The organism is Streptomyces sp. NPDC048606 (assembly GCF_040650855.1).
GTDB lineage: Bacteria > Actinomycetota > Actinomycetes > Streptomycetales > Streptomycetaceae > Streptomyces.
Map to the genome: position 1 here is coordinate 64,070 of NZ_JBEZIB010000006.1, position 22,042 is coordinate 86,111.

Annotated in this window: 19 protein-coding genes and 1 tRNA gene; 9 read left to right on the forward strand and 11 right to left on the reverse strand. The window is 74.9% G+C overall.

The features are described from left to right. The 3 genes from AB0D01_RS08665 (at position 1) to AB0D01_RS08675 (ending at position 4,236) form a co-directional block, all read left to right on the forward strand. Positions 1-1,614, forward strand: coding sequence for a protein phosphatase 2C domain-containing protein (locus AB0D01_RS08665; RefSeq protein ID WP_363054353.1), 1,614 nt, complete (start codon positions 1-3; stop codon positions 1,612-1,614). A gap of 181 nt (positions 1,615-1,795) precedes the next feature. Further along, positions 1,796-3,112, forward strand: a complete 1,317-nt coding sequence (locus AB0D01_RS08670; RefSeq protein WP_363054354.1) for a VWA domain-containing protein — start codon at positions 1,796-1,798, stop codon at positions 3,110-3,112. Positions 3,113-3,156: 44 nt separating this feature from the next. Beyond that, positions 3,157-4,236, forward strand: a complete 1,080-nt coding sequence (locus tag AB0D01_RS08675) for an FHA domain-containing protein (protein WP_363054532.1) — start codon at positions 3,157-3,159, stop codon at positions 4,234-4,236. A 182-nt stretch (positions 4,237-4,418) separates the two neighbouring features. On the opposite strand, the gene AB0D01_RS08680 is transcribed toward AB0D01_RS08675, so the two are convergent. Next, positions 4,419-5,408 (reverse strand): methyltransferase domain-containing protein, encoded by a 990-nt coding sequence (locus tag AB0D01_RS08680; protein ID WP_363054356.1) that lies wholly within the window; start codon positions 5,406-5,408, stop codon positions 4,419-4,421. A gap of 101 nt (positions 5,409-5,509) precedes the next feature. On the opposite strand from AB0D01_RS08680, the gene AB0D01_RS08685 reads away from it, so the two are divergent. Continuing rightward, positions 5,510-5,911: a globin gene (locus AB0D01_RS08685; protein ID WP_363054357.1), complete on the forward strand. Its 402-nt coding sequence runs from the start codon at positions 5,510-5,512 to the stop codon at positions 5,909-5,911. Between the two features lie 21 nt (positions 5,912-5,932). Here AB0D01_RS08685 and AB0D01_RS08690 read toward each other — a convergent pair whose 3' ends face one another. From AB0D01_RS08690 to AB0D01_RS08725, 8 genes are all read right to left on the reverse strand, one after another. Next, the gene (locus tag AB0D01_RS08690) at positions 5,933-6,673 is read right to left on the reverse strand and encodes a hypothetical protein (RefSeq protein WP_363054358.1); all 741 of its coding nucleotides are present in this window, start codon (positions 6,671-6,673) and stop codon (positions 5,933-5,935) included. Beyond that, a complete protein-coding gene (locus AB0D01_RS08695) occupies positions 6,670-7,146 on the reverse strand; it encodes a thioesterase family protein (RefSeq protein WP_363054359.1) in 477 nt (158 codons plus the stop codon). The genes AB0D01_RS08690 and AB0D01_RS08695 overlap by 4 nt, the downstream gene beginning before the upstream one ends. Before the next feature lie 10 nt (positions 7,147-7,156). Beyond that, positions 7,157-8,821, reverse strand: a complete 1,665-nt coding sequence (ettA, locus tag AB0D01_RS08700) for an energy-dependent translational throttle protein EttA (protein ID WP_363054360.1) — start codon at positions 8,819-8,821, stop codon at positions 7,157-7,159. Between the two features lie 157 nt (positions 8,822-8,978). Further along, a complete protein-coding gene (locus tag AB0D01_RS08705; protein WP_363054361.1) occupies positions 8,979-10,496 on the reverse strand; it encodes a phosphatase PAP2 family protein in 1,518 nt (505 codons plus the stop codon). 102 nt (positions 10,497-10,598) lie between these two features. Continuing rightward, positions 10,599-11,909, reverse strand: coding sequence for a TQXA domain-containing protein (locus AB0D01_RS08710; protein ID WP_363054362.1), 1,311 nt, complete (start codon positions 11,907-11,909; stop codon positions 10,599-10,601). A 233-nt stretch (positions 11,910-12,142) separates the two neighbouring features. Then, on the reverse strand, positions 12,143-12,565 hold the full coding sequence (locus tag AB0D01_RS08715) for a single-stranded DNA-binding protein (RefSeq protein ID WP_363054363.1): 423 nt from the start codon (positions 12,563-12,565) through the stop codon (positions 12,143-12,145). Positions 12,566-12,661: 96 nt separating this feature from the next. Beyond that, positions 12,662-14,668 (reverse strand): GTPase, encoded by a 2,007-nt coding sequence (locus tag AB0D01_RS08720; protein ID WP_363054364.1) that lies wholly within the window; start codon positions 14,666-14,668, stop codon positions 12,662-12,664. Positions 14,669-14,672: 4 nt separating this feature from the next. Further along, complete coding sequence (locus tag AB0D01_RS08725) at positions 14,673-16,286, reverse strand: dynamin family protein (RefSeq protein WP_363054365.1); 1,614 nt, start codon at positions 16,284-16,286, stop codon at positions 14,673-14,675. Between the two features lie 332 nt (positions 16,287-16,618). Here AB0D01_RS08725 and AB0D01_RS08730 point away from each other — a divergent pair. Continuing rightward, a tRNA-Arg gene (locus tag AB0D01_RS08730) sits at positions 16,619-16,691 on the forward strand. A gap of 311 nt (positions 16,692-17,002) precedes the next feature. Here AB0D01_RS08730 and AB0D01_RS08735 read toward each other — a convergent pair. Further along, positions 17,003-17,476, reverse strand: coding sequence for a phospholipase (locus tag AB0D01_RS08735; RefSeq protein WP_363054366.1), 474 nt, complete (start codon positions 17,474-17,476; stop codon positions 17,003-17,005). 371 nt (positions 17,477-17,847) lie between these two features. On the opposite strand from AB0D01_RS08735, the gene AB0D01_RS08740 reads away from it, so the two are divergent. Beyond that, positions 17,848-18,357 (forward strand): hypothetical protein, encoded by a 510-nt coding sequence (locus AB0D01_RS08740; RefSeq protein WP_363054367.1) that lies wholly within the window; start codon positions 17,848-17,850, stop codon positions 18,355-18,357. On the opposite strand, the gene AB0D01_RS08745 is transcribed toward AB0D01_RS08740, so the two are convergent. Further along, complete coding sequence (locus AB0D01_RS08745) at positions 18,285-19,124, reverse strand: alpha/beta hydrolase (protein ID WP_363054368.1); 840 nt, start codon at positions 19,122-19,124, stop codon at positions 18,285-18,287. The two genes, AB0D01_RS08740 and AB0D01_RS08745, sit on opposite strands and share 73 nt — an antisense overlap. A 99-nt stretch (positions 19,125-19,223) precedes the next feature. Between AB0D01_RS08745 and AB0D01_RS08750 the strand changes: the two genes are divergently transcribed. The 3 genes from AB0D01_RS08750 (at position 19,224) to AB0D01_RS08760 (ending at position 22,029) form a co-directional block, all read left to right on the forward strand. Next, on the forward strand, positions 19,224-19,925 hold the full coding sequence (locus tag AB0D01_RS08750; RefSeq protein WP_363054369.1) for a 4'-phosphopantetheinyl transferase superfamily protein: 702 nt from the start codon (positions 19,224-19,226) through the stop codon (positions 19,923-19,925). A 223-nt stretch (positions 19,926-20,148) separates the two neighbouring features. Next, positions 20,149-20,562: a GNAT family N-acetyltransferase gene (locus AB0D01_RS08755; RefSeq protein ID WP_363054370.1), complete on the forward strand. Its 414-nt coding sequence runs from the start codon at positions 20,149-20,151 to the stop codon at positions 20,560-20,562. A gap of 99 nt (positions 20,563-20,661) precedes the next feature. Then, positions 20,662-22,029, forward strand: coding sequence for a S8 family peptidase (locus tag AB0D01_RS08760; RefSeq protein WP_363054371.1), 1,368 nt, complete (start codon positions 20,662-20,664; stop codon positions 22,027-22,029). The last annotated feature ends 13 nt before the right edge of the window (positions 22,030-22,042 follow it).

A 22,042-nucleotide genomic window follows, 5' to 3' on the forward strand; every position in this document is an offset into this window, starting at 1 on the left:
ATGTCGATGCATCGGCCGTCTGGCTGCCCCAGCTGTGCGGAGCCCCTGGAGGAGGGTGACCGTTTCTGCGGGGTGTGCGGGTACGACCTCTCCGCCGCGCACCCGTCCCCGGACGGCACCGCGCCGACCCTGCCGGTGACCCCGCGCCCGGCGGCCCCGGCCCCGCCGCCGCCCGTGCCTCCCGCGCCCCCGACGGCACCCCCGGCCGCCGTACCGCCGCCCGCCGCATCCCCGGTCGCCGCGCCGCCGCCCGCCGCGCCGCCGATCGGGATGCCGCCCGCGCCGCCCGTCGTGCCGCCGATGCCCGCCTCCCCGCCGCCGGTCCCCGTCCCGCCGCCCGGCGCGTACGGGGAGCACCACCCGGGCGCGCCCGGGGAACCGATCCCGGCGGGCGTGCCGGCCCCCGGCTGGGCGGAGGCCGGCGAGGAGGGCGCCGCCGCCCCGGGCGGGTACGCCGCCCCGTACGGCCAGGCCGCCCCCGTACGCCACGACCCGCCCGGCGGCGGCGCGGGCACCCCGCCCGAGGCTCCCCCGACCGGGGGCGCCCCCGAGGGCGGCCCCGAGAGCTTCCCGTGGGGCACCGACGAGCCCGGGGCCCCGTACGGCGAGGCCCCGACGGCGCCCGCGCACGAGGACCCGTACGCCGCCCACCGGGCGGAAGGCGGGCCGACCTGCGTCGCCTGCCGCGCCGGGCACGTGGACCCCGACGGCTACTGCGAGCACTGCGGCCACGCCCAGCCGCGCGAGCGCGACCACCTGGAGGAGGAGCTCGGCAGCGTCGCCGCCGTCAGCGACCGGGGGCTGCGCCACCACCGCAACGAGGACTCGTTCGCCGTCTCCGCGACCGCCCTGCCGGACGGTTCGGCCGCCACCGTCGCGATCGTGTGCGACGGGGTCTCCTCCGCGAGCCGTCCCGACGAGGCCTCGGCCGCGGCGGCCCGCGCCGCCAACGAGGCCCTGCTGGAGGCCCTGCCCCGGGGCGCCCACGCCCAGGAGGCCATGCACGAGGCGATCCTGGCCGCCGCGGCGGCCGTCAACGCCCTGGCCCCGCCGACCCCCGGCGCCCAGAACGCCCCGGCCTGCACGCTCGTCGGAGCGGTCGTCGGCGGTGGCCTGTTGACCATCGGCTGGGTCGGCGACAGCCGCGCCTACTGGGTGCCCGACGACCGCGCCGCCGTGCCCCGCCGGCTCACCGAGGACGACTCCTGGGCCGCGCAGATGGTCGCGGCGGGCCTGATGGGCGAGGCCGAGGCCTACGCCGACGCACGCGCCCACGCCATCACCGGTTGGCTCGGGGCGGACGCCTACGACCTCGAACCGCACACGGCCAGCTTCCGCCCCGACCACCCCGGCGTGGTCGTCGTCTGCACCGACGGGCTGTGGAACTACGCCGAGTCCGCACGGGACATGGCCCGGGTGCTGCCCCCGGACGCCGCCGAACGGCCCCTGCACAGCGCACAGGTGCTGGTGGGTCACGCACTCGACGGCGGCGGCCACGACAACATCACCGTGGCGGTCGTCCCCTTCACCGAACCGGCGGGGGCCGGGACCGAAACGGAACCCGGGGAGCCGGCCCGAGCGGAACCCGAAGCGGAACCGCACCCCGGGGTCTGAGCGGCCCCTCGCCGCGCGCCGACGGCCGGCCCGCCCACCGTCGCGCGCCACCGGCCCACGCCCACCCGCCCCGCCCGTGAACACCGGCCGTACGCCCGGAACCGCACGCCCGGAACCGCACCACCAGAGCCGCACGCGCCGCCGACGCCGCCGACGCCGCCCCCGAGGAGGAGTCCCACCGATGGCGAACTTCGCCAAGCCGAGCGCCCCGAGTTTCAGCGTGGACGTGTACCAGAACGAGTTCCTCCCCGAGGGCGGGCGGGACGTGCACGCCATCGTCACGGTCACCTCCACGGGCGGCGCCACCGCGGGCCGCGCCCTCGGCCAGGACGCGGCCGTCGTGATCATGGTCGACTGTTCGGGGTCCATGGAGTACCCGCCCGCCAAGATGCGCGGGGCCCGCGAGGCCACGGCCGCCGCGATCGACACCCTGCGCGACGGCACCTCGTTCGCGGTGATCGCCGGCACCCACGTGGCCAAGGAGGTCTACCCCGGCCAGGGCCGCCTGGCCGTCGCCGACCCCACCACCCGGGAACGGGCCAAGGAGGCGCTGCGCGGCCTCTCCTCCGGCGGCGGCACCGCCATCGGCACCTGGCTGCGCCTGGCCGACGGCCTGCTGCGCGCCTCCCCCGCCGGCATCCGGCACGGCATCCTGCTCACCGACGGCCGCAACGAGCACGAGGAACCGGCCGTGCTGCGCGCCACCCTCGACGCCTGCGCGGGCCGCTTCACCTGCGACGCCCGCGGGGTGGGCACCGACTGGGAGGTGAAGGAGGTCACCGGGATCGCGGGCGCGCTGCTCGGCTCCGCCGACATCGTCGCCGACCCGGCCCACCTCGCCGAGGACTTCACGCGCATGATGGAGAACGTCATGGGCAAGGAGGTCGCGGACGTGGCGCTGCGCCTGTGGACCCCGGTCGGCGCGGAGGTCCGGTACGTCAAGCAGGTCTCCCCCACCGTGCTCGACCTCACCGGCCGGCGCGTCGGGGCGGGCCCGCGCGCCGGTGACTACCCGACCGGATCGTGGGGCGACGAGTCCCGCGAGTACCACGTGTGCGTGCGGGTGCCGGGCGCGACCGTCGGGCAGGAGATGCTGGCCGCGCGCGCCTCGCTCGTCCTGCCCGGACCGGCCGGCGAGGGCGGCGCGCTCGCCCAGGGGCTCGTCCGGGCGGTGTGGACGAACGATCTGGCCTCGTCCACCGCCATCAACCCGCAGGTGGCCCACTACACGGGGCAGGCGGAGCTCGCGCAGGCCATCCAACAGGGCCTGGAAGCACGCAAAATGGGCGATGTCGACGGTGCCACGGCCAAACTCGGGCGTGCCGTTCAGCTCGCGAGCGTTTCGGGGAACGCCGACACTGCCAGACTTCTGGCGAAGGTGGTGGATGTCGTGGACGCCGTGGCGGGTACTGTGCGGCTCAAAGCGAAGGTCGCCGATGCCGACGAGATGACCCTTGAAACGCGTTCGACGCAGACCGTCCGAGTGAAGAAGACCTGAGAAGACCTGCCGCGATGACGCAGGGAGAAGGGGGAAGCGCCGCGATGCCGACCTGCCCGAACGGGCACCAGTCCGCCTCCGACGACTGGTGCGAGGTCTGCGGTCACCGCATGGCTGCCCCTACGGGCGCCCCCGCGGCGCCCTCCTACGGATACGGCTACCCTCCCACCACCGGTGAGCCGACCGCCCAGGCGGAGCTGTGCCCGCAGTGCCGGACCCCGCGCGAGGCCATGGCGCCCTTCTGCGAGGAGTGCCGGTACAACTTCCTGACCCGTGCGGCGACCACGCCGACGGGCGGGGGCTCCCCCGTGCCGCCGCCACCGCCCGCGCCGCCGGCCCCGCTGCCCGCCCCGCCGGCCCCGCCGCAGCCCGTGTACTCCCAGGACCACTTCGACTACCAGGGCTCCCGTCCGTCGCGGGTCAACCGCCCGGCGGAGCCGTTGCAGGGCGAGGACGACTGGCTGCTGCCGCCCCCGGCCGCGGCCCCGCCGGTCACCGCGCCGCCGGTCGCAGTGCCGCCCGTCGCCGTCCCGCCCGTCGAGCCGCAGGTCCCGCAGGCGGGCCCCGTACGGCAGGAGTACCAGGCGGACCACCAGGCGGAGTACGGGCAGCAGTCCTACGCGCCGCAGCCGCCGGCGCCCCCGGAGTACCGGCAGCCGCAGGCCCCGGCGCAGCCGCAGGGCCTGTCGCACCCGGGCTTCCCCGCCCCGCAGGGCACCGGGTCCTGGTCGGCGACCATCGGGCCGGACCGCTCGTACTTCACGGCGATGATGCGGCGCAGCGGCCCCGAGGCCGCCGGTCTCAACCTGCCCGCGTACTCCCCCGAACTGCACCTGCCGCTCGAAGGCGGCCAGATCACCATCGGCCGCCGCCGCGCCTCCACGGGCGAGTCCCCGGACATCGACCTGTCGGTGCCGCCGGAGGACCCGGGCGTCTCCCACCAGCACGCGGTGCTCGTCCAACAGCCGGACACCAGCTGGGCCGTGGTCGACCAGAACTCCACCAACGGCACCACCATCAACGGTGGTGAGGAACCGATCCAGCCGTACGTCCCCGTCCCGCTGGGCGACGGCGACCGGGTCCACGTGGGCGCCTGGACGACGATCACCATCCGCCGCGGCTAGGTCGTCTCTTTCGGATCTTGCCGGTCAAGCCCGCGTCGTCCGGTGCCGTGCCTCGCAAGGCGGAGAGGCTCCCGATTACTGGACGTACTCGGGTGCCTCGACAACGCGGCGAGGCGCGGTGCCGGGCGGCGCGGGCCAGGCAAGATCCGGAAGAGACGGCCTAGAGGATCCGCGGGGACGGTTCAGAGCAGTTCCTCCCCCAGGGGCCACACGTAGGGCCCCTGGGGATCGTCGAGCCAGGACCACTGGCCGTCGGCCGTGACCGTGACGCCGAACCGCTCCCGCGCCGGCCTGCCCTCGCCCCGCCACAGGTCCAACGCCTCGCGCGGGTGCAGTACGCCCGCGGTGAGGATCAGCAGGAACTGGAAGCGCTCGTTCTCCACGAGCTCGTACGGGACCCCGTGCAGCGGTCCCGTCGTCCCGACGGGGTGCGGGGAGGCCGTGGCCCCGCGCAGGGGGACGAAGTAGGCGGACGTGTGGAGGAAGCGGCCCTCCGCGAAGTCGGGGTCTCGGACGGTGAGCGCGATCAGCCCGGTCGACAGCGGGGCCAGGATCCGGGCCCCCGGCCGGCACTGGCCGAGCCAGGCGTGCGGGATCAGCGGCAGCGTGCAGGTCACCAGGATCCGGTCGAAGGGGGCGCGCGAGGGACAGCCCCGCGCCCCGTCCCCGGTGACCACCGCGGGCCGGTAGCCGAGGAGCGCCAGATGGGCCCGCGCGGACTCGGTGATCTCCTCGTCCAGGTCGACGGTGGTGACGTGCTCCTCGCCGAGCCGGTGGCAGAGCAGGGCCGCGTTGTAGCCGGTCCCGGCGCCGACCTCCAGCACGTCGTCGCCGTCCCGCACCTCCAGCGCCTCCAGCATCCGCGCCATCAGGGACGGCTGACTGCTGGACGAGACCAGCTCGCCGTCGCGCAGTCGCGTCGCGAGGGGCGCGTCCGCGTACACCCCGCGCAGCCAGCGGGCCCGCTGTTCGGGGTCGGGGTCCTCGCCCCAGAGCCGCTCGTGCCCGGCCCCACGACCGGTCCAGAAGTACGGCACGAACAGGTGGCGGGGCACCGCGGTGAACGCCGCCCGCCAGGCCGGGTCCGCCAGCGCCCCGGCGGCGGTCAGTTCCCGCACCTGGGCGGCGTGCGCGGCCCCGCGCAGGTCCCGTCCCGTGCCGCCCGTACCCATGTCTCCACTGTGCTGCGGGCGGCGCGTGCGTGCGACCGCGCGGCGACGGTCCCGGTCCTAGGACCGGGGTCCTCCGTCCGGGCGTCTGAGACGATGGTCGGGTGAATGACGATCCGCAGAGCAGCGTCCAGGAGACGACCTTCTACGAGCAGGTGGGCGGCGAGGAGACGTTCCGCCGTCTGGTCCACCGCTTCTACCAGGGCGTCGCGGGGGACCCGTTGCTGCGTCCGATGTACCCGGAGGAGGACCTCGGGCCCGCCGAGGAACGCTTCGCGCTGTTCCTGATGCAGTACTGGGGCGGCCCGACGACGTACGGCGACCACCGCGGCCACCCGCGCCTGCGCATGCGGCACGCGCCGTTCCGGGTGGACGCCGCCGCGCACGACGCCTGGCTGGCGCACATGCGGGTCGCGGTCGACGAGCTGGGCCTCGCGCCGGAGCACGAGGCGCAGCTGTGGAGGTACCTGACCTACGCCGCCGCCTCGATGATCAACAGCGCCTGACGCGGAGCCGCGCCGGGGGGCTCAGACCGGCCGGACCTGGAGGGCGCCGAGCCCGCCGGTGCGGCCGGGGCTCCGGGTGGCGACCGACCCGTACGGGGTGCTCAGCCGCAGCCAGCCGGCCGAGGCGAACAGGGCCACGGGGGCCGGTGCGGTCGCGGGGACGCCGGCCCCGCCGGAGCCGGTCGAGGCGGCCGGCACGGGGGAGCGTACGGGTCGCAGGAAGCCCAGGGACTGCGCGGCGTGCACCGCGCGCAGCGGCAGCTCCGTGTCGCCCAGGGTCCGCGACCAGATCTCGCGGCCGATGCGGTCCCGCTCCGAACGGGTGCGGTGCTGCGGGGGCAGGGCCTCGTCACGGGCCCGGAACTCGGCGACGGACGCGGCCACGGCCGCCCGTACCGCCTCCGGAGCGGGCAGGCCCGCCACCGGTCGCCAGCCGCCGCGCGGCGGCAGTACCCCGGCCCAGGGCGGGCCGGTGACCGCGGCGGGCACGCGGACGGTGGCGGCGGCCTCGTCGACCGCCTCCAGCAGCTCCCCGGCGGACACCGTCACGTCCAGCGGCGTCGTGAGCGGTGCGGACAGCCGCGCCGTACGGATCGCCAGGACGTCGAAGGACGGCGGCCGGCCGAAGACGGCGAGCGCGCCGCCGCCGGTCCGCGCCTGGAGGCGTACGGCGGCGGCCCGGTCGTAGTGCACCAGCCGGCCCAGGAAGGCGGCGAGGTCCGCCGCCTCCCCGGGATCGGACAGGCACAACGTGTCGTTCATGCCGCGAGGGGCCCTTCCGCGCCCTTGGCCGCGACGCGGTCCTTCACCGGCTCGTCGAGGTACTCCTCCAGGAAGAGCCGCTCCTCGGCCGTGATGCGGCGGGGCCGCCCCTCGGCGAGGTTGTACGGGACGACCACGGTCTCGGCCCGGACGTAGACCGTCTCGGGCGTCTCCTCGGTCGCCTCGTCCTTGACCTCGTAGCGGATCGTCAGCGACGCGGCGCCTATCCGGGTCACCCAGGACTCGATGAGCACCGGCTCGTGCCGGTGCACGAGGGGCAGCTTGTAGTCGATCTCGTGGCGGGCCACGACGGAGCCGCCCGTGAAGGAGTCGCTGCCCTCCCCCGGCGCCAGGCGGAACATGAAGTCGATGCGGGCCTCTTCCAGGTAGCGGAGGAAGACCACGTTGTTGACGTGCCCGAAGGCATCCATGTCCGCCCAGCGCAGCGGGCACCTGTAGTGGTGTCTGGCCATGGTCTTCGACCTAGCCTCGGGTGAGCTTCTTGTAGGTGGCGCGGTGCGGACGGGTCGCGTCCGGGCCGAGCCGCTCGATCTTGTTCTTCTCGTAGGACTCGAAGTTGCCCTCGAACCAGAACCACTTCGAGTCGCCCTCGTAGGCCAGGATGTGCGTGGCCACTCGGTCCAGGAACCAACGGTCGTGGGAGACGACCACGGCCGCGCCGGGGAACTCCAGCAGCGCGTTCTCCAGGGAGCCCAGGGTCTCGACGTCGAGGTCGTTGGTGGGCTCGTCGAGGAGCAGCAGGTTGCCGCCCTGCTTGAGGGTGAGCGCGAGGTTCAGGCGGTTGCGCTCACCGCCGGAGAGCACGCCGGCCGGCTTCTGCTGGTCCGGGCCCTTGAAGCCGAAGGCGCTGACGTACGCGCGGGACGGCATCTCGACGTTGCCGACGTTGATGTAGTCCAGCTCGTCCGACACGACCGCCCAGAGGGACTTCTTGGGGTCGATGTTGGCGCGGCCCTGGTCGACGTAGGAGATCTTGACGGTCTCGCCGACCTTGATCTCGCCGGAGTCCGGCGTCTCCAGGCCCTGGATCATCTTGAAGAGCGTGGTCTTGCCGGCGCCGTTGGGGCCGATGATGCCCACGATGCCGTTGCGCGGCAGCGTGAAGGACAGGTCGTCGATGAGGACCTTGTCACCGAACGCCTTGGAGAGGTTGTTGACCTCGACCACGATCGAACCCAGACGCGGGCCCGGCGGGATCTGGATCTCCTCGAAGTCCAGCTTCCGCATCTTGTCGGCCTCGGCCGCCATCTCCTCGTAGCGGGCGAGGCGGGCCTTGGACTTGGCCTGACGGCCCTTGGCGTTGGAGCGGACCCACTCCAGCTCTTCCTTGAGGCGCTTGGCGCGCTTCTCGTCCTTCTTGCCCTCGACCTTGAGGCGCTCGGCCTTCTTCTCCAGGTAGGTGGAGTAGTTGCCCTCGTAGGGGTGCGCGCGGCCGCGGTCGAGTTCGAGGATCCACTCGGCGACGTTGTCGAGGAAGTAGCGGTCGTGGGTGACCGCCACGACGGCGCCCTTGTACTGGGCCAGGTGCTGCTCCAGCCAGTTCACGGACTCGGCGTCGAGGTGGTTGGTGGGCTCGTCGAGGAGCAGCAGGTCGGGGGCCTCCAGCAGCAGCTTGCAGAGGGCCACGCGACGCTTCTCACCACCGGAGAGGTTGGTGACCGGCCAGTCGCCGGGCGGGCAGCCCAGGGCGTCCATGGCCTGCTCCAGCTGGGCGTCGAGGTCCCACGCGTTGGCGTGGTCCAGGTCGTCCTGGAGCTTGCCCATCTCCTCCATCAGCTCGTCGGTGTAGTTCGTCGCCATTTCCTCGGCGATCGCGTTGAACCGGTTGAGCTTCTGCTTGATCGGGCCGACGCCGTCCTCGACGTTCTCCAGGACCGTCTTGGACTCGTCGAGCTTCGGCTCCTGCATGAGGATGCCGACGGAGTAGCCCGGGGAAAGGAAGGCGTCGCCGTTGGACGGCTGCTCGATGCCCGCCATGATCTTGAGGACGGTGGACTTGCCGGCGCCGTTCGGGCCGACGACGCCGATCTTCGCCCCCGGGAGGAAGTTCAGGAAGACGTCGTCGAGGATCACCTTGTCACCGTGCGCCTTGCGCGTCTTGCGCATGGTGTAGATGTACTCAGCCAAGAGAAACCGTCCGGCAGATCGATGGTGGGCAGATACACCCCATACTGCCGTACGTCCATCCCCCGGGGGAAACGCGCCGGCGCCCGGACCCTGATCCGGGCCCGCGCCCCGGGGCGGTCGGGCCCCGGGCCGGTCAGGCCCCGGGCCGGTCGCGCGGTCAGTGGGGGCGGTAGACGGTGAGGGCGTCCGGGAGGGTGTCGAGGACGAGCGCCGAGGGGGCGTGGGCGTACTCGCCGTCGTAGGCGAGCGGGGTGCCGTCCGGGATGTCCGCGACGCGCAGGCTGCGCAGCCGGGTGGCCACGTGGACCGGGGAGCGGCTGAGCGGGCCGGTGAAGGCGGCGGCCAGCAGGCGCGGGCCGGGGCGGCCTCCGCCGTGGACGACCCGCAGGTCGAGCAGGCCCTCGCCGAGGTTGTCGCGGCGCCTGGGGGTGGGGCCGGAGCCGTGGTAGGTGCCGTTGCCGGCGAAGAGCAGCCACGCGCTGCGGGGCCGGCCCGCCAGGGTCAGGGGGACGGGCCGCTCGGCGCGCAGCACCCGCCAGGCCGCCAGTACCGCGGCCGGCCCGCCCCCGATCCGCGGCGCCCACCGCAGCCGGTGCCGCAGCAGTTCGGGGTAGGCCCCGATGCTGAAGTTGTTCAGGAAGTAGCCCCCGCCGGCCGCGGGCGCCGGGGTGGAGGCGGGGTCGGAGGGGTGGGCGCGGGGCGGGGTCGGGGTGAAGCGGCCCACCGAGACGCGGACCGCCTGGCCGGCGGCGACGGCGCGGCAGGTGTCCTCCACTCCCGCGAGGCCGAGGTCGAGCGCGAAGTGGTTCAGCGTGCCCCCGGGGAACACGGCCAACGGCACCCCGGCCCGCAGGGCGGCCGTCGCCGCGGCGTTGATCGTGCCGTCGCCGCCGCACACCCCGAGCACCGCGGCCCGGTCGGCGGCGGAGGAGAGCGCCTCCTCCAGGTCCTGGCCCGCGCACTCGACGAGCTCGGCCTTCGGCAGCCGCCGCCGTACGAGGTCGAGGCCCGCCTCGGCGGCCGTCCCCGACCCGGTGTTCACCACCACCGTCAGCCCGTCGCCGTCCGGCAGGGCGGGCGCCCCGGCGTCCTTGCGCTCGTCGCCCGGCACGACCCGCGCCTCCTGCGCGTCGCGCGCGAGGCGGCGCACGACGAAGCCCGCCGCGACCCCGAGCGCCGCGCCCGCCACCACGTCGGAGGGGTAGTGCACCCCGGTGTAGACGCGGGAGAACGCCACCGACGCGGCCACCGGCGCCACCACGGCCCCCCACCCCGGGGACTCCAGCGCGAGCCCGGCGGTGAAGGCGAAGGCCGAGGCGGAGTGTCCGGAGGGGAAGGAGGTGGTGCGGGGCGGCACGACCGGCTGCCGCACCACCGGCACCCCGTCCAGGACTGGCCGGGGCCGGCGCACGGACCACTTCCCGACGGTGTTGATCGTCGCGGAGGCCAGGGCCAGCGAGGCCGCCCCGCGCAGGGCGGCCTTGCGGGCGCGGGCCGTGCCGAGCACCGCGATCCCGGCCCCGATCCCGCCCCACAGCACCCCGTGGTTCGCGGCGCGCCCCAGCCGGGGAAGCACCCGGTCGGCCCCCGGCCAGTGCCTGCGGGCCACCGCGTCGAACAGCGCGCGGTCCCATCCCGCGACCACGCCTCGCCAGGTCAACTCCTGATCAGCCATTCTGTGCCCCTACCCGGGGGTGGGGACCCGGAATCAGGCAAGATCCGAACGGGCCGGCCCGGCCCCGGGCCGGGGCCGGGGGGCCGCGCCGGAGGGTCCGGCCTACGCCTCCCTGGCCCTGCCCTCCCCGCCCTCCCCGAACTCCTCGCCTTCCTCCCCCTCCAGGGGGCGCTTGCGCAGCAGCAGGACCACCATGCCTCCGAGCACCACCAGCCCCACGGCCAGCGCGGCGATCACGGGGGTGGCGGCCGAGCTGCCGCTCGTGGCGAGCCGCTCGTCGTCCGTGCCCTCCTCCGGCGAGGACACCACGGGATCCACCGCGGCCTCGGCCGCTCCGGCCGGGGTGGCGGCGTTCCCCGCCGTCCCGGCCGTTCCCGCCGTTGCCGCCGTCCCGGTCGTCGCCGTGGTCGCCTCGGTGGGCGGCTGCGGCCAGCGCGCCGTCGCGGTGGCGGTCGACGCGGACTCGCTGGAGCCGGCCACGATCTGCGCCTCGGCCGGGATCCCGCTGGTGAAGACCCGCCCCACCGGCACCTTCGTGGAGCCGTGCACGGTGACCGAGGCCGTCCCGTCCGGGGTGCCCGGCGGCACCTCGAAGTAGAGCCGGGTACCGTTCCCGACGGCCTCCAGCGGACGCCCCTCGGCGTCCACCACGCGCACGCCCATCGCCACGGCCGCCGCGTCCGGGGTGACGCTCACGCTCTGCGCGCCCGTCCGTACCGTGACCGGCCCCAAGCGGGTACCGACCGGCCCCGAGACCGACCCGGACACCCGGCCCGGGTCCAGCCCGAGCGAGGCAGGCGGCTCCGGCAGGCGGCCCGCCGTCCGCTGGAGGTAGTCCGCCAGCAGCTCCGCCGCCGGGTCGGTGGCCTCCACCTGGGCGCCGTCGGCCAGCCTCCAGATCGCCACCTGCGTACCGGCGGCCGCGCTCTCCGCCGTCAGGGAGGCCGCCCCGGCCGCCTTCGCGAGGCCCGCCAGATCGTTGAGCTGCGGGTAGGAGTGCTCCAGGACCCAGCGGATGCGGCCGGCCTCGGCGTTGCCCGCGAGCGGGCTGCCTCCCCAGCCGCTCTCCGTGTACCGGGCCTGGGGCTGCGCGTATCCCGCCACCCCGACCCCGTACGTCTGGAGCATGCCGCCGCCGTCCACCCGCATCTCGTACAGACCGGCCGGGATCTGCCGGACCGATCCGTCCCCCGTCCGCAGGACGGCCTGCCCATACGTCTTCAGGCCGTCGAGCACGGCGCTCGCACCCTCCGCACGACCGGCCGTCGGGCCGGAGTCGGCGAAGGCGCGGGCGCCCGGTGCCGCGGCGAGCGCGGCGGCGAGGAGGGCCACCGCCAGCGGGCGCCGTACGGAAGGCCGCGCGCCGCCGGGCCCCCCGTCCCCGACGGCCGCCGGCGCGGCGGCACCGGGCACGAAGATCCGGTCCGCGGTAGTCGGTCGAACACCGTCCGGAGCGGGAAACGGAACCACCGGGCCGGCCAGGGGCCCGACATCGGGCGCGGAGGCCGATCCGCCCGTGGGCGGCGTGGGAGCGGAGGAGGTAGAGGACGCGGAGGGTGCGGGAACAGCAATCGACACAGTCTTCCCCTTCGGGCCGAAGGCCCAGGTGCCCGTGAGTACCGGGGAATCCTAGCTTCATCGAACACTCAGACCACCGCCGCGTTCTGAGGGCTCATCAGTGAGGTGTCCGCCTTGACCATCCGCCGGAACGCCGCGGTTCCGCGGTTCAGGTCGTGCCCGACGGCGATCGCGTCGATGTCGGCCGAGAACCAGCGCACCCCTTCGCCGTCGGGCGGATCCTCCCGCACCCTCAACCGGCCGTGGACCACGAGGGGTTCGCCGACCGCCACGGAACTGGCCAGGTTGAGCGCCAGCGCACGGCGCGCCCACACGGTGTAGAAGCTGGTGGGGGCGTCCGTCCAGGTGTCCGTCCGCCGGTCGAAGTACCTCGGCGTGACCGCGAAGCGGAATCGCGCCGAGGGGCTGGTGGCGGTGACGCCGGGAGAGGCGTCCTTGAAGTCGATCCGCGTCGCCACGTGCCCCACCAACGTCACCAGGGTGTCGTTCATCCCGGTCGCCCCCTCAAGTCCCTTGCCCCGGCGGACCCTCCGCTCGCGGTGGAACCATGCTGGCCCGGGCGCCGGATCCCCGCTCGGGCCTGTGGACTACTGGCGGGTTGTGGACAACTTCGTCCCCCCTGCGGACACCGCCGCGTACTGCTCGCGCACCTCCCGGTAGCGCAACAGCTCCGCCGCGACCGGCTCCAGCACGCGGGCCCGCCCGCAGCCCGCCGCCGCCTGGCGCAGCCTGCGCTCCGCGTCCTGCCCGTAGCGTCGCGCGGGCCCCCGGGCCGCGAGCGAGCACGCCCACTCCACGAGCGGGCCGCCGATGATCCCGGACACCATGAACAGCACCGGCGGCAACAGCCTCGGCTCCAGGACCCCGACGATCTGGCCGACCAGCCACAGCCCGCCGAAGATCTGCACCAGGGTCATGGCGGCCTGCGCCAGCACCGCCGCCGGCCACCACGTGGGCCGCGGCGGCCGGGCGGTGGGCACGGCGACGGCCGCCCCGAGGGTGACCGCGAGGTCGTCCAGCGCCTCGGGAAGTCGTTCGGCGCCGCGCACCGCGGTCTCCCGTACGGCCTGCGCCCAGGGTTCGGGCAGGCCGACGGCCGCCTCGTCGGCGACGAGGCGGACGGCCTGTTCGACCCGCTGCCGGGCCGTGACCTCCTCCTCCACCGGCGCCTCAGCGGCCACCGGGGCGCGCCCGATCGCCGCGAGGGCGGCCAGGCCCGCCAGGGTGCGCGGGGCGCGCCGGCTCTCGTACCAGCGCCACAGCCGCAGCCAGGGCGTGCCGCACGCCTTGCCGGCGTTGCGCCGCCAGGCGCGCTCGGCGGCGAGTCCGGCCGCGTACGCCCCGACCGCCTCGGCGAGGCGGTCCTCGAACTCGGCGCGCGCGGCCTCGCCGATCTCGGGGCCCGCGTGCCCGTCGGCGACGTAGAGCGGGCGCAGGCGCAGGGCGGCCTTGTCCACGTCCGCGGAGATCCGCCGGGTGGCGGCCCCCTTCTCCTGGGTGAACTGTCCGAGCAGTTCGCGAAGTTCCCCGACGCCCTCGCCGGTGAGGGCGGAGAGGCCGAGGACGGTGGCGCCCGGTTCGCCGTGCTCGCCGAGTGCGATTCCGTCGTCGTCGAGCAGTCGGCGCAGGTCGTCCAGGACCAGGTCGGCCGCTTCGCCGGGGAGCCGGTCCACCTGGTTGAGGACGACGAAGGTCACCTCGGCGTGCCCGGCCAGGGGCCGCAGGTAGCGCTCGTGCAGGACGGCGTCGGCGTACTTCTCCGGGTCGACGACCCACACCACGGCGTCGACGAGGGCCAGGACCCGGTCGACGTGGTCGCGGTGGGTGCCCAGCGCGGAGTCAAGGTCGGGCAGGTCGACGAGGACCATCCCGCGCAGCGCCTCGGCCTCGGAGGTCTCGCGGGGGCGACGGCGCAGCCGGCCGGGGATCTCCAGGCGGTCGAGGAGTCCGGCGGCTCCGTCGGACCAACTGCACGCGATCGGCGCGGCGGTGGTGGGGCGGCGCAGTCCGGTCTCGGAGATCTGCACCCCGGCGAGTGAGTTGAACAGCGTGGACTTGCCGCTTCCGGTGGCTCCGGCGATGGCGACCACCGTGTGCTGCGGGGACAGGCCCCGGCGGGCGGCCGCTTCGTCCAGCACCCGGCCGGCCTCGGCGAGCGTCTTGCCGTCGAGGCGGGTCCGGGAGAGTCCGACGAGCTGGCGCAGGGCGTCGAGGCGGATCCGCAGGGCCTGCGCCTCGGGGCTGAGCGGGGGCGCGACGGCCTTGCCCCCGTCGCTTCCGGCGCCGGAGACCGCCCGGACGAGCGCCTCGTCGCCCGCGCCGAGGTCGTCGTCACGGTCGTCGAGACCGTCGAGGCCGTCGCGGGCACGGCCCTCGCCGTCGTCCCGGCCGTCGGCGCCGTCGGCGTACCCGTCGTCCGAGGCGTCGTCGAGGTCGTCCTCGTGGAGGCCGTCGATCGCGCTCCGGCCGCCGGAGCCGATCCCGGCCGCGGATCCGCGTCGGGCTCCCCTGCGGCCGACGCGGCGGCGTGAGCGTGCGATCAGTCCGTCGTCCCAGCGGTCGTCGGTGCGGTCGCGGTCGGTCAGCGCGGTCACCGCGTCACCTCTCCTTCTGCAGTACGGACAACGCGGCGATCAGTTCGGCCTGTGGTTCCGGTGTCACTTCGAGCGCTTCGAGCGGGGCGAGGCGGCGGTCCCGTTCGGCGCGCAACACCTGGTCGAGGTGTTCGCTGACGAGTTCTCCGCCGCGGTCGCGCAGGCGTACGGCGGCCTGTACGCCGATCCGCTCGGCGAGTTTCTCCCCGGCGGGGCGGGCCCGCTTGCCCCCGAGGAGGGCGGCCACGAGGAGGGCGGCGACCCCGTCGGGGTCGGGCGCGGGCTGCCGGTCGAGCCGGGCGACCTCCTCCTCGGCGAGTTCCTCCAGCACGCGCCGCCAGCGCCGTACGGCCATGCCGATACGTTCCGCCGCCTCCCGGTCGGGGGCGGGCAGGGTCACGGCCGCGGCGGCGGGCTCCCGGCGCCAGGCCGCGGCGATGCGTTCGTCGGCGGCGGCGACGGCGCACTGGAGCAGCGCGGCGAGGGATTCGGCCAGGGAGTCGAGGAGTTCGTCGGCGCTGGTGTCGAGGGGGTAGCCGCGCCAGCGGGTCAGGGCGTCGCCGGCGAGGACGGCGCCCCGGTCGAGGCGGTTGCGGACCCGCTTGCCCTCCGTGCGGTACGCGTCCTCGACGGCGGAGGTCAGCCGTACGGAGGCGGCGTACTGGGCGGCGACGGCGGAGGCGAGTTCGGGCATCCGGCGGCGCAGGGAGTCCAGCGCGCCGAGGGCGGTACGGCCGACGGCGTACTGGCGGGCGGCGGGGTCCTGGACGTGGTGGCCGAGCCAGGCCAGGAGCGGGGCGACGGCGCTGGCGGGCAGCAGCCCGCCGCCGCCCGCCGATTCGGGCAGTTCCGGCACGGTGAAGCGGGGGACGTCGCCCAGCCCGGCCCGGGTGAGCAAGGCCCCGTACTGCCGCGAGACCTCGGCGAGGACCTGGTGCGGGACGCGGTCGAGGACGGTGACCAGGGTGGCCCGGTACTGCTTCGCGGTGCGCAGGAGGTGCCAGGGGACGGCATCGGCGTAGCGCGAGGCGGTGGTGACCATGACCCAGACGTCGGCGGCGCAGATGAGTTCGGCGGCGAGTGTCCGGTTCTCGACCACGAGGGAGTCGATGTCGGGGGCGTCGAGGATGGCCAGACCGCGCGGGAGGGTCGAGACGGTCTCGATCCTCAGTTCACGGGTGGCGGCGTGGCGCTCGGGTCCACGCGGGGCGTTCCTCTTGGGCGGGGGGAGCAGTTCGTCGTCGCCGTGGGGTGCCCATACGCGCATCAGGTCGGGCAGGATGCGCATCCCGGCGAACCAGTGATGATCATCCGGATGGCAGACGAGCACGGGCGTGCGCGTCGTGGGGCGCAGCACTCCGGCCTCGCTGACCTGTCGACCCACCAGGGAGTTGACCAGGGTGGACTTGCCGGCTCCGGTGGAGCCGCCGACCACGGCGAGCATCGGCGCCTCGGGCGCCTTGAGCCGGGGGACCAGGTAGTCGTCGAGCTGCGCGAGCAGCTCGGCTCTGGTCTGACGGGCGCGCGGGGCGCCGGGCAGGGGCAGCGGCAGACGCACGGACGCGACCCGGTCGCGCAGGGCGGACAGGGCATCGAGCAGCTGAGGCCGAACATCCAAGGTCACCACATGCGAAGAATGCCCAATTTGGGACCATTTTTGAAGCTTATACGCCCTCTGCGCGCCGACCGCGACTCCGTCAGGACATCCTGGACACGGCGGACGAGTGGGGCGCAGGCATAACGAGTGCACAACACCCAGGGCCGCGCGGCGCAAAAGCGGTGCGAGAATCGCACCTGCCTGCGATTATCGGGACCGCTTCACCGAACCTCCACATCGTGGCACGCGAGTGAAGCAACCGGGACAAGGCAACCGGAGCCCTATCCTTGACCCGGCACGGACCGCAGTCCCACCCCCACCAAGGGGCTCCAGGCCACCACGGTCACCTTCCGGCCCCCGTAGCTCAGTGGATAGAGCAGGCGCCTTCTAAGCGCTTGGCCGCAGGTTCGAGTCCTGCCGGGGGCACTCTCTCTCCTTCACCTCCCGTCCGCGGAGGCCTCCCACGGGGATCCCTCCGGGACGTTCCGGGGCCCTTCCCGGGACGCTCCGGGCATGCTCCGGGGCACTGCGTCCGTTCGGCCGACCCGCCCGTCCCTCCTGGCGCACCACGGCGTGTCGTGTCGTGTCGTGTCGCCGGGGCCGTCCCGCCCGACGGGGGTGCGGGCGGGACGGCGGTCGGTGGCGATCGGAAACGGTCGGGGTCACCGGGACGATCGGGGTGGTTCGGGCGGTTCGGGGGGGTCGGGCGGTGGGGACGCCTGGAACGGTGCGGGCGATCAGGCGGTGCGGGTGTCCTGCGGGGAGAGGCCGAAGGCCTTGACCGCCTGGTAGTACGTCCACGCGGTGCTGTCGCAGGAGGTCTTCTTGACGCCCGAGTACTGCGAGCAGACCCGCTTCAGGTCCGAGTAGAACGAATCGTCCAGGCGGGACTTGTTGGCCGGGAAGGTGCCTGCCTGCTTGTAGTTGCGGTAGCCGAAGTCGTGGCGGGCACAGGCCGTCTGGAAGGGGAACCCGAAGGGGTTGTCCGGGGACGAGCTGCAGTAGTCCGTCGACCAGTCGAAGCCGTACGCGGACCAGGCTCCCTGGTTGCCGCGCGCCGCGACCCAGGCGTTGTAGCTGGACGCGCTGGTCTGCGTCCAGCCGCTCAGGACCTGCGGCTTGTCGGCCGGGGCCGCCGACGCGGGGGTGGCGAGGGCCAGCAGGCCGGCGGCGGCCGCAGAGGCGAGCAGGGGTGCGAGACGGCGACGCATGGCATTTCCTCCGGGACGGTACGGCGGGCGGGTGGGCCGCCCGGCCAACTCCCGGTGCGGCGTCGGGTCTCACCCTCGGAGCACGCCATATCCCCGGGCGGTACCGCGCCTATAACGGCGCCGCCGCCGTGCGCGTCGCGGGTCGGAGCACGGGTTCCGGCGCGGGGCGCCGACCCCGCCTCGGCGCGGGACACGCGAACGGATCCGGTCCGGGACCGGGGCGGGGTGCTCCCGGCCCGGTCCCCCCTTCCGGAGGGGGCGCGGAGGTCGGCACCCCTCTCAGGTATGACTCCGTGTGCGACTTCCGGTAGAGCCGAGCTCGATACCCGGGAGGGACGCGCGCGAAGCCCCGGAGGCGAAGACTTGGAGCCATGAACCGCCGTCCGCTCGTCATCGCCGCAGCCGCCCTCGGAGCCCTGATCACCGCCGCCTTCGCCCTGCCCAACCTGCCGCCGAACCCGGTCACCGACCTGCTCACCGACCGGGTCCTGAAGGAGAAGGGCACCCGCTTCGCCTCCGCCGCCGACGCCTCCGCGCGCGGCGACCGGACGTTCTCGCTGCCCCGTTGGATACCGAGGGACGCCACCGACGTCCGCATACGGGTCCGCACCCATGACGGCGCCCGGCTGATCCGGTTCACCCTCGGCAAGACCCCGCTCGACGGCCCGCAGTGCGCGGCCGGCACGCCGCGCAAGACCGGCGGCCGACACCTGGCCGCGCGTTGGTGGCCGGGCGACACCCGGTCCGAGGAGCGGCCCGAGTGCCGGGACGTCTACCAGTACCAGGTCGCCGTGCGCGGCAGGAAGGTCTACGCCTGGACCGACGGCACCCCGTCCCCGGGAGCCCGAATACCTGCCGTCGCCGGGGCGTCGACACGCTGAGCGGGGAAGAGGACGTCCGCCGCGGCGCGGGCGAAGCCCTCCGGGTTGTCGAGCATGACGTTGTGCCCGCAGTCCGGGACGGCGACGACCACGACGCCGGCCGCCTCCAGCGCCTCGGCCCCTTCGAGCGGCCCGTCGGCCCGCGGGTACAGGTAGCCGCGCGGGACCTGCAGCTCCAGCAGCATCTCCCGCAGGGTGGGCTTCGTCCCCGCGGCGAGGTGCACGGCGCTGCGGTACAGCGCGGTGCGGCCGGCCAACCGCATCGTCGACCACCAGTGGTCGCCGACCCGGTCGCGCACCTCGGCCCAGCCCCCGGCCAGGAACTCCTCCTCGGTGTAGGCGGCGAGACCGCTGCTGCCGACGGCACCGGGGGTCGGCGGGATCGGGTCCAGGTTGGCGTCGACGAGCACCAGGCGCGACACCAGGCGGGGGTGGCGGGCGGCCAGCACGATGGCCACCGATCCGCCCATGCTGTGCGCGATCACCTCCGCCCCCTCGACGCGGGCGGTGGTCAACGCCCGCGCCACGGCGTCGGCGTGGGCCTCCAGGGTGTAGGTGAAGTCCTCGGGGCGGTCGCTGTGTCCGTGGCCGAGCAGGTCGACGAGGAGGGAGCGGCGGCCGGCGAGCAGCGGGTGGACGGCGCAGGCGGCGAAGTAGGCGGGCGCGGTGGCGCCGAGCCCGTGGAGGTAGACGCGGGTCGGTTCCGACCCGGGTAGTTCGACCCAGCGGATCCGGTCGCCTGTCGGTGTCACGACGGCACTGTGCACGGTTGATGGTCCCCCTCGGTGCGGTGTGGTCGAGGCGGTGTGGAGCGCCTCCGATGGGAGGGTATGCGGGGTGCGGCCGGCCTCGTCTACCCTCATCGGATGATCGCTGACATGCGCGAACTCGACGCCGACGCACCGCGGGTCGGCCCCCGCCCGACGGGTGGCGCCGTGACCGTGTGGACGCTGGACACCACCCTGCGCAGGGTCGGCGGTCATCGGGTGGACGAGGCCGAGGCGTTGCTGGACCCGTCGGAGCGGGAGCGGGCCGGAAGGCTCGTCCGGGCGGGCGACCGGCGTACGTACCTCGCCTCCCACCTGGCGCTGCGCGTACTGCTGGGCGGCTACCTGGGGCGGGCGCCCCGTGAGGTGGAGCTGGTCCGGGAGGACTGCCCGTGCTGCGGCGCTCCGCACGGGCGGCCCGCTGTGGCCGACGGTGCGCCGCACTTCTCGCTCTCGCACAGCGAGGACGTGGCGTACCTGGCGTTCGCCGGGGTTCCGGTGGGGGTCGACGTGGAGGGGCTGCCGAGCGCGGAGGCGGTGGTCGACGTCCTGCCCACCCTGCATCCGGCGGAGACGGCCGAGCTGACCGCGCTCGCGCCGGCGGACCGGCCCGCGGCACTGGCGCGGGTGTGGGCCCGTAAGGAGGCCTGCCTCAAGGCCACGGGCACGGGGCTGGCCCGCGGAGTGGTCGAGCCGTACGTCGGCTCGGCCGCCGAACCGGCCTCCGCACCGGGCCGGCTCCTGCACGACCTCCCCGCCCCCCGGGGCTACGCCGCCGCCCTCGCCCTCCTGACCGGCTGAACGAAGGGCCTCGCACCGGCGGCGGCATGGGCCAAGGGCCTGTCGTCGAACTCCCGTCGTCGCCCGGAGGGCGGCCCCGCGGCGTCTGGTGCGTGCTCGCGGCGTGCCGGGCGCTGAAGCCCGTGTACTGGACGTACTCGGTCTTTCGCCCGGTGCGGCGAGAGCGCGTGCCAGACGCCGCGGGGCAGGCGGGAGTTCGACGACAGGCCCTACGCTCGCCGTCATGGACATCCGCCCCGCCCGCACCCCCGCCGAACTCCAGGCCGCGGAAGCACTGTTCGACGGGCCCGCGCGACCGGAGTGGTCCGCGCGCTTCCTCGACTCCCCCGGCCATCTGATGCTCATCGCCTACGTGGACGGCGAGCCCGCCGGCATGGTCTCCGGCGTCGAGATGACCCACCCCGACAAGGGCACCGAGATGTGCCTCTACGAGCTGTCCGTCGACGAGGCGTACCGGCGGCGCGGCATCGGGCGCGCGCTGACCCTCGCCCTGGCCGACGAGGCCCGGGCGCGCGGCTGTTACGGCATGTGGGTCGGCGTCGACACCGACAACGAAGCCGCTCTGGCCACCTACGGGGCGGCGGGCGCGCACGACGAGGGCGTCTTCACGATGCGGGGCTGGAGCCTCGCGCCGTAACCGGGCCGGGCCCCGGCGCGCCCCCTTCGGCGGCGTGTCGTGGGGCCACTCGGCGCACCCTCCGCGCGCCCCCGTACGGCCTGACCCAGCATCGGCCGCATGACCGCACTGACCGCGCTGCTCCCGGCCGCCGCCCTCCTCGCGGCGACCGCCGTCGCGCCCCCGCACACCGGCCGGGCCGAGACCGCCGCCGACACCGACACCGACACCGCCTCCTACGTCGTCGTCCTGAAGGACACCACCCCGCGCGCCCCGACCCGCGCCCTCGCCGCCGAGGCGGCGGAGGCCGGTGACCGGGTCGGTCCGGTCTACGACACCGCCCTCCAGGGCTTCGCCGTACGCACCACCGCGGACCGGGCCGCAGCCCTCGCCGCCGACCCCCGGGTGGCCTCGGTGGAACCGGACGGGCGCTACCGGATCTCCGACGGCGACGTCGACGCCCCGGGCGGGCCGGTGGCCGGCACGACGACGGACCAGCGGCCCGCGCCCTGGGCCCTCGACCGGCTCGACCAGCGCGAGCTGCCGCTCGACGGCTCGTACGCGTACGCCTCGAAGGGCGAGGGCGTCACCGTCTACGTCATCGACACCGGGATCAACGCCGCCCACCGGGAGTTCGGCGGTCGTGCCCGCGCCGGCCACAACGCGGTGTTCATGGAGGGGTCGGCGGACTGCAACGGTCACGGGACGCACGTCGCGGCGACAGCGGGCGGGGCGACGTACGGGGTCGCGAAGGGCGTGTCCCTCGTCGGGGTGAAGGTCGCGGACTGTCGGGGCGACGGGAGCCTTTCGGCCATCCTGAAGGGCATCGACTGGATGGTGAAGGACGTGGCCCGCAACGCCCGCCGGCCCGGCGGCGGCGGTCCCGTCGTCGCGAACATGAGCATGGGCGGCAGCCGCAGCCGGTCGATGGACGCGGCGGTCGTGCGCGCCGTCGCCTCGGGGATCACCTTCACCGTGGCCGCGGGGAACGAGGGCAGGGACGCCTGCGTCGGCTCCCCGTCGAACGTGCCGCAGGCCCTGACGGTGGGCGCGACCGACGCCGCCGACCACAGTCCGGCGTTCTCCAACCACGGCCGCTGCGTGGACCTTTCGGCTCCGGGCGTGTCGGTCACCTCGGCGTGGAAGGGTTCCGCCACCGCCCTGGCACGGGCCAGCGGGACCTCGATGGCCGCGCCGCACGTGGCGGGGGCCGCCGCGCTCCTGCTGGCCGGCGGTGCGGCCCGTACGCCGGACCAGGTGGCCCGGGTGCTGCTCGACTCCGCCGTCGCGGACCGGATCACCGGCCTCCCGGCGGGCACGGCGAACCGGCTCCTGCACCTCCCGAAGGCAACCCCGGCACCGCAACCGGTACCGGCGCCGGAACCGGTGACGGAACCCGCGCCACAACCGGCGACAACCCCGGCGCCGACCCCGACGCCGGCGGCCGCGACCCCCGCCCCGGCGCCCGCGCCCGCGTCCACGCCCTGATCAGCACCCCCAC

Bases quoted from the DNA above. Each gene is read 5' to 3' on its own strand.
- AB0D01_RS08680 (WP_363054356.1), bottom strand. From the start codon at position 5,408: ATGGGTACGGGCGGCACGGGACGGGACCTGCGCGGGGCCGCGCACGCC.
- AB0D01_RS08740 (WP_363054367.1), top strand. From the start codon at position 17,848: ATGAACCGCCGTCCGCTCGTCATCGCCGCAGCCGCCCTCGGAGCCCTG.
- AB0D01_RS08735 (WP_363054366.1), bottom strand. From the start codon at position 17,476: ATGCGTCGCCGTCTCGCACCCCTGCTCGCCTCTGCGGCCGCCGCCGGC.
- AB0D01_RS08755 (WP_363054370.1), top strand. From the start codon at position 20,149: ATGGACATCCGCCCCGCCCGCACCCCCGCCGAACTCCAGGCCGCGGAA.
- AB0D01_RS08750 (WP_363054369.1), top strand. From the start codon at position 19,224: ATGATCGCTGACATGCGCGAACTCGACGCCGACGCACCGCGGGTCGGC.
- AB0D01_RS08665 (WP_363054353.1), top strand. From the start codon at position 1: ATGTCGATGCATCGGCCGTCTGGCTGCCCCAGCTGTGCGGAGCCCCTG.
- AB0D01_RS08675 (WP_363054532.1), top strand. From the start codon at position 3,157: ATGCCGACCTGCCCGAACGGGCACCAGTCCGCCTCCGACGACTGGTGC.
- AB0D01_RS08695 (WP_363054359.1), bottom strand. From the start codon at position 7,146: ATGGCCAGACACCACTACAGGTGCCCGCTGCGCTGGGCGGACATGGAT.
- AB0D01_RS08690 (WP_363054358.1), bottom strand. From the start codon at position 6,673: ATGAACGACACGTTGTGCCTGTCCGATCCCGGGGAGGCGGCGGACCTC.
- AB0D01_RS08670 (WP_363054354.1), top strand. From the start codon at position 1,796: ATGGCGAACTTCGCCAAGCCGAGCGCCCCGAGTTTCAGCGTGGACGTG.
- AB0D01_RS08705 (WP_363054361.1), bottom strand. From the start codon at position 10,496: ATGGCTGATCAGGAGTTGACCTGGCGAGGCGTGGTCGCGGGATGGGAC.
- AB0D01_RS08715 (WP_363054363.1), bottom strand. From the start codon at position 12,565: ATGAACGACACCCTGGTGACGTTGGTGGGGCACGTGGCGACGCGGATC.
- AB0D01_RS08760 (WP_363054371.1), top strand. From the start codon at position 20,662: ATGACCGCACTGACCGCGCTGCTCCCGGCCGCCGCCCTCCTCGCGGCG.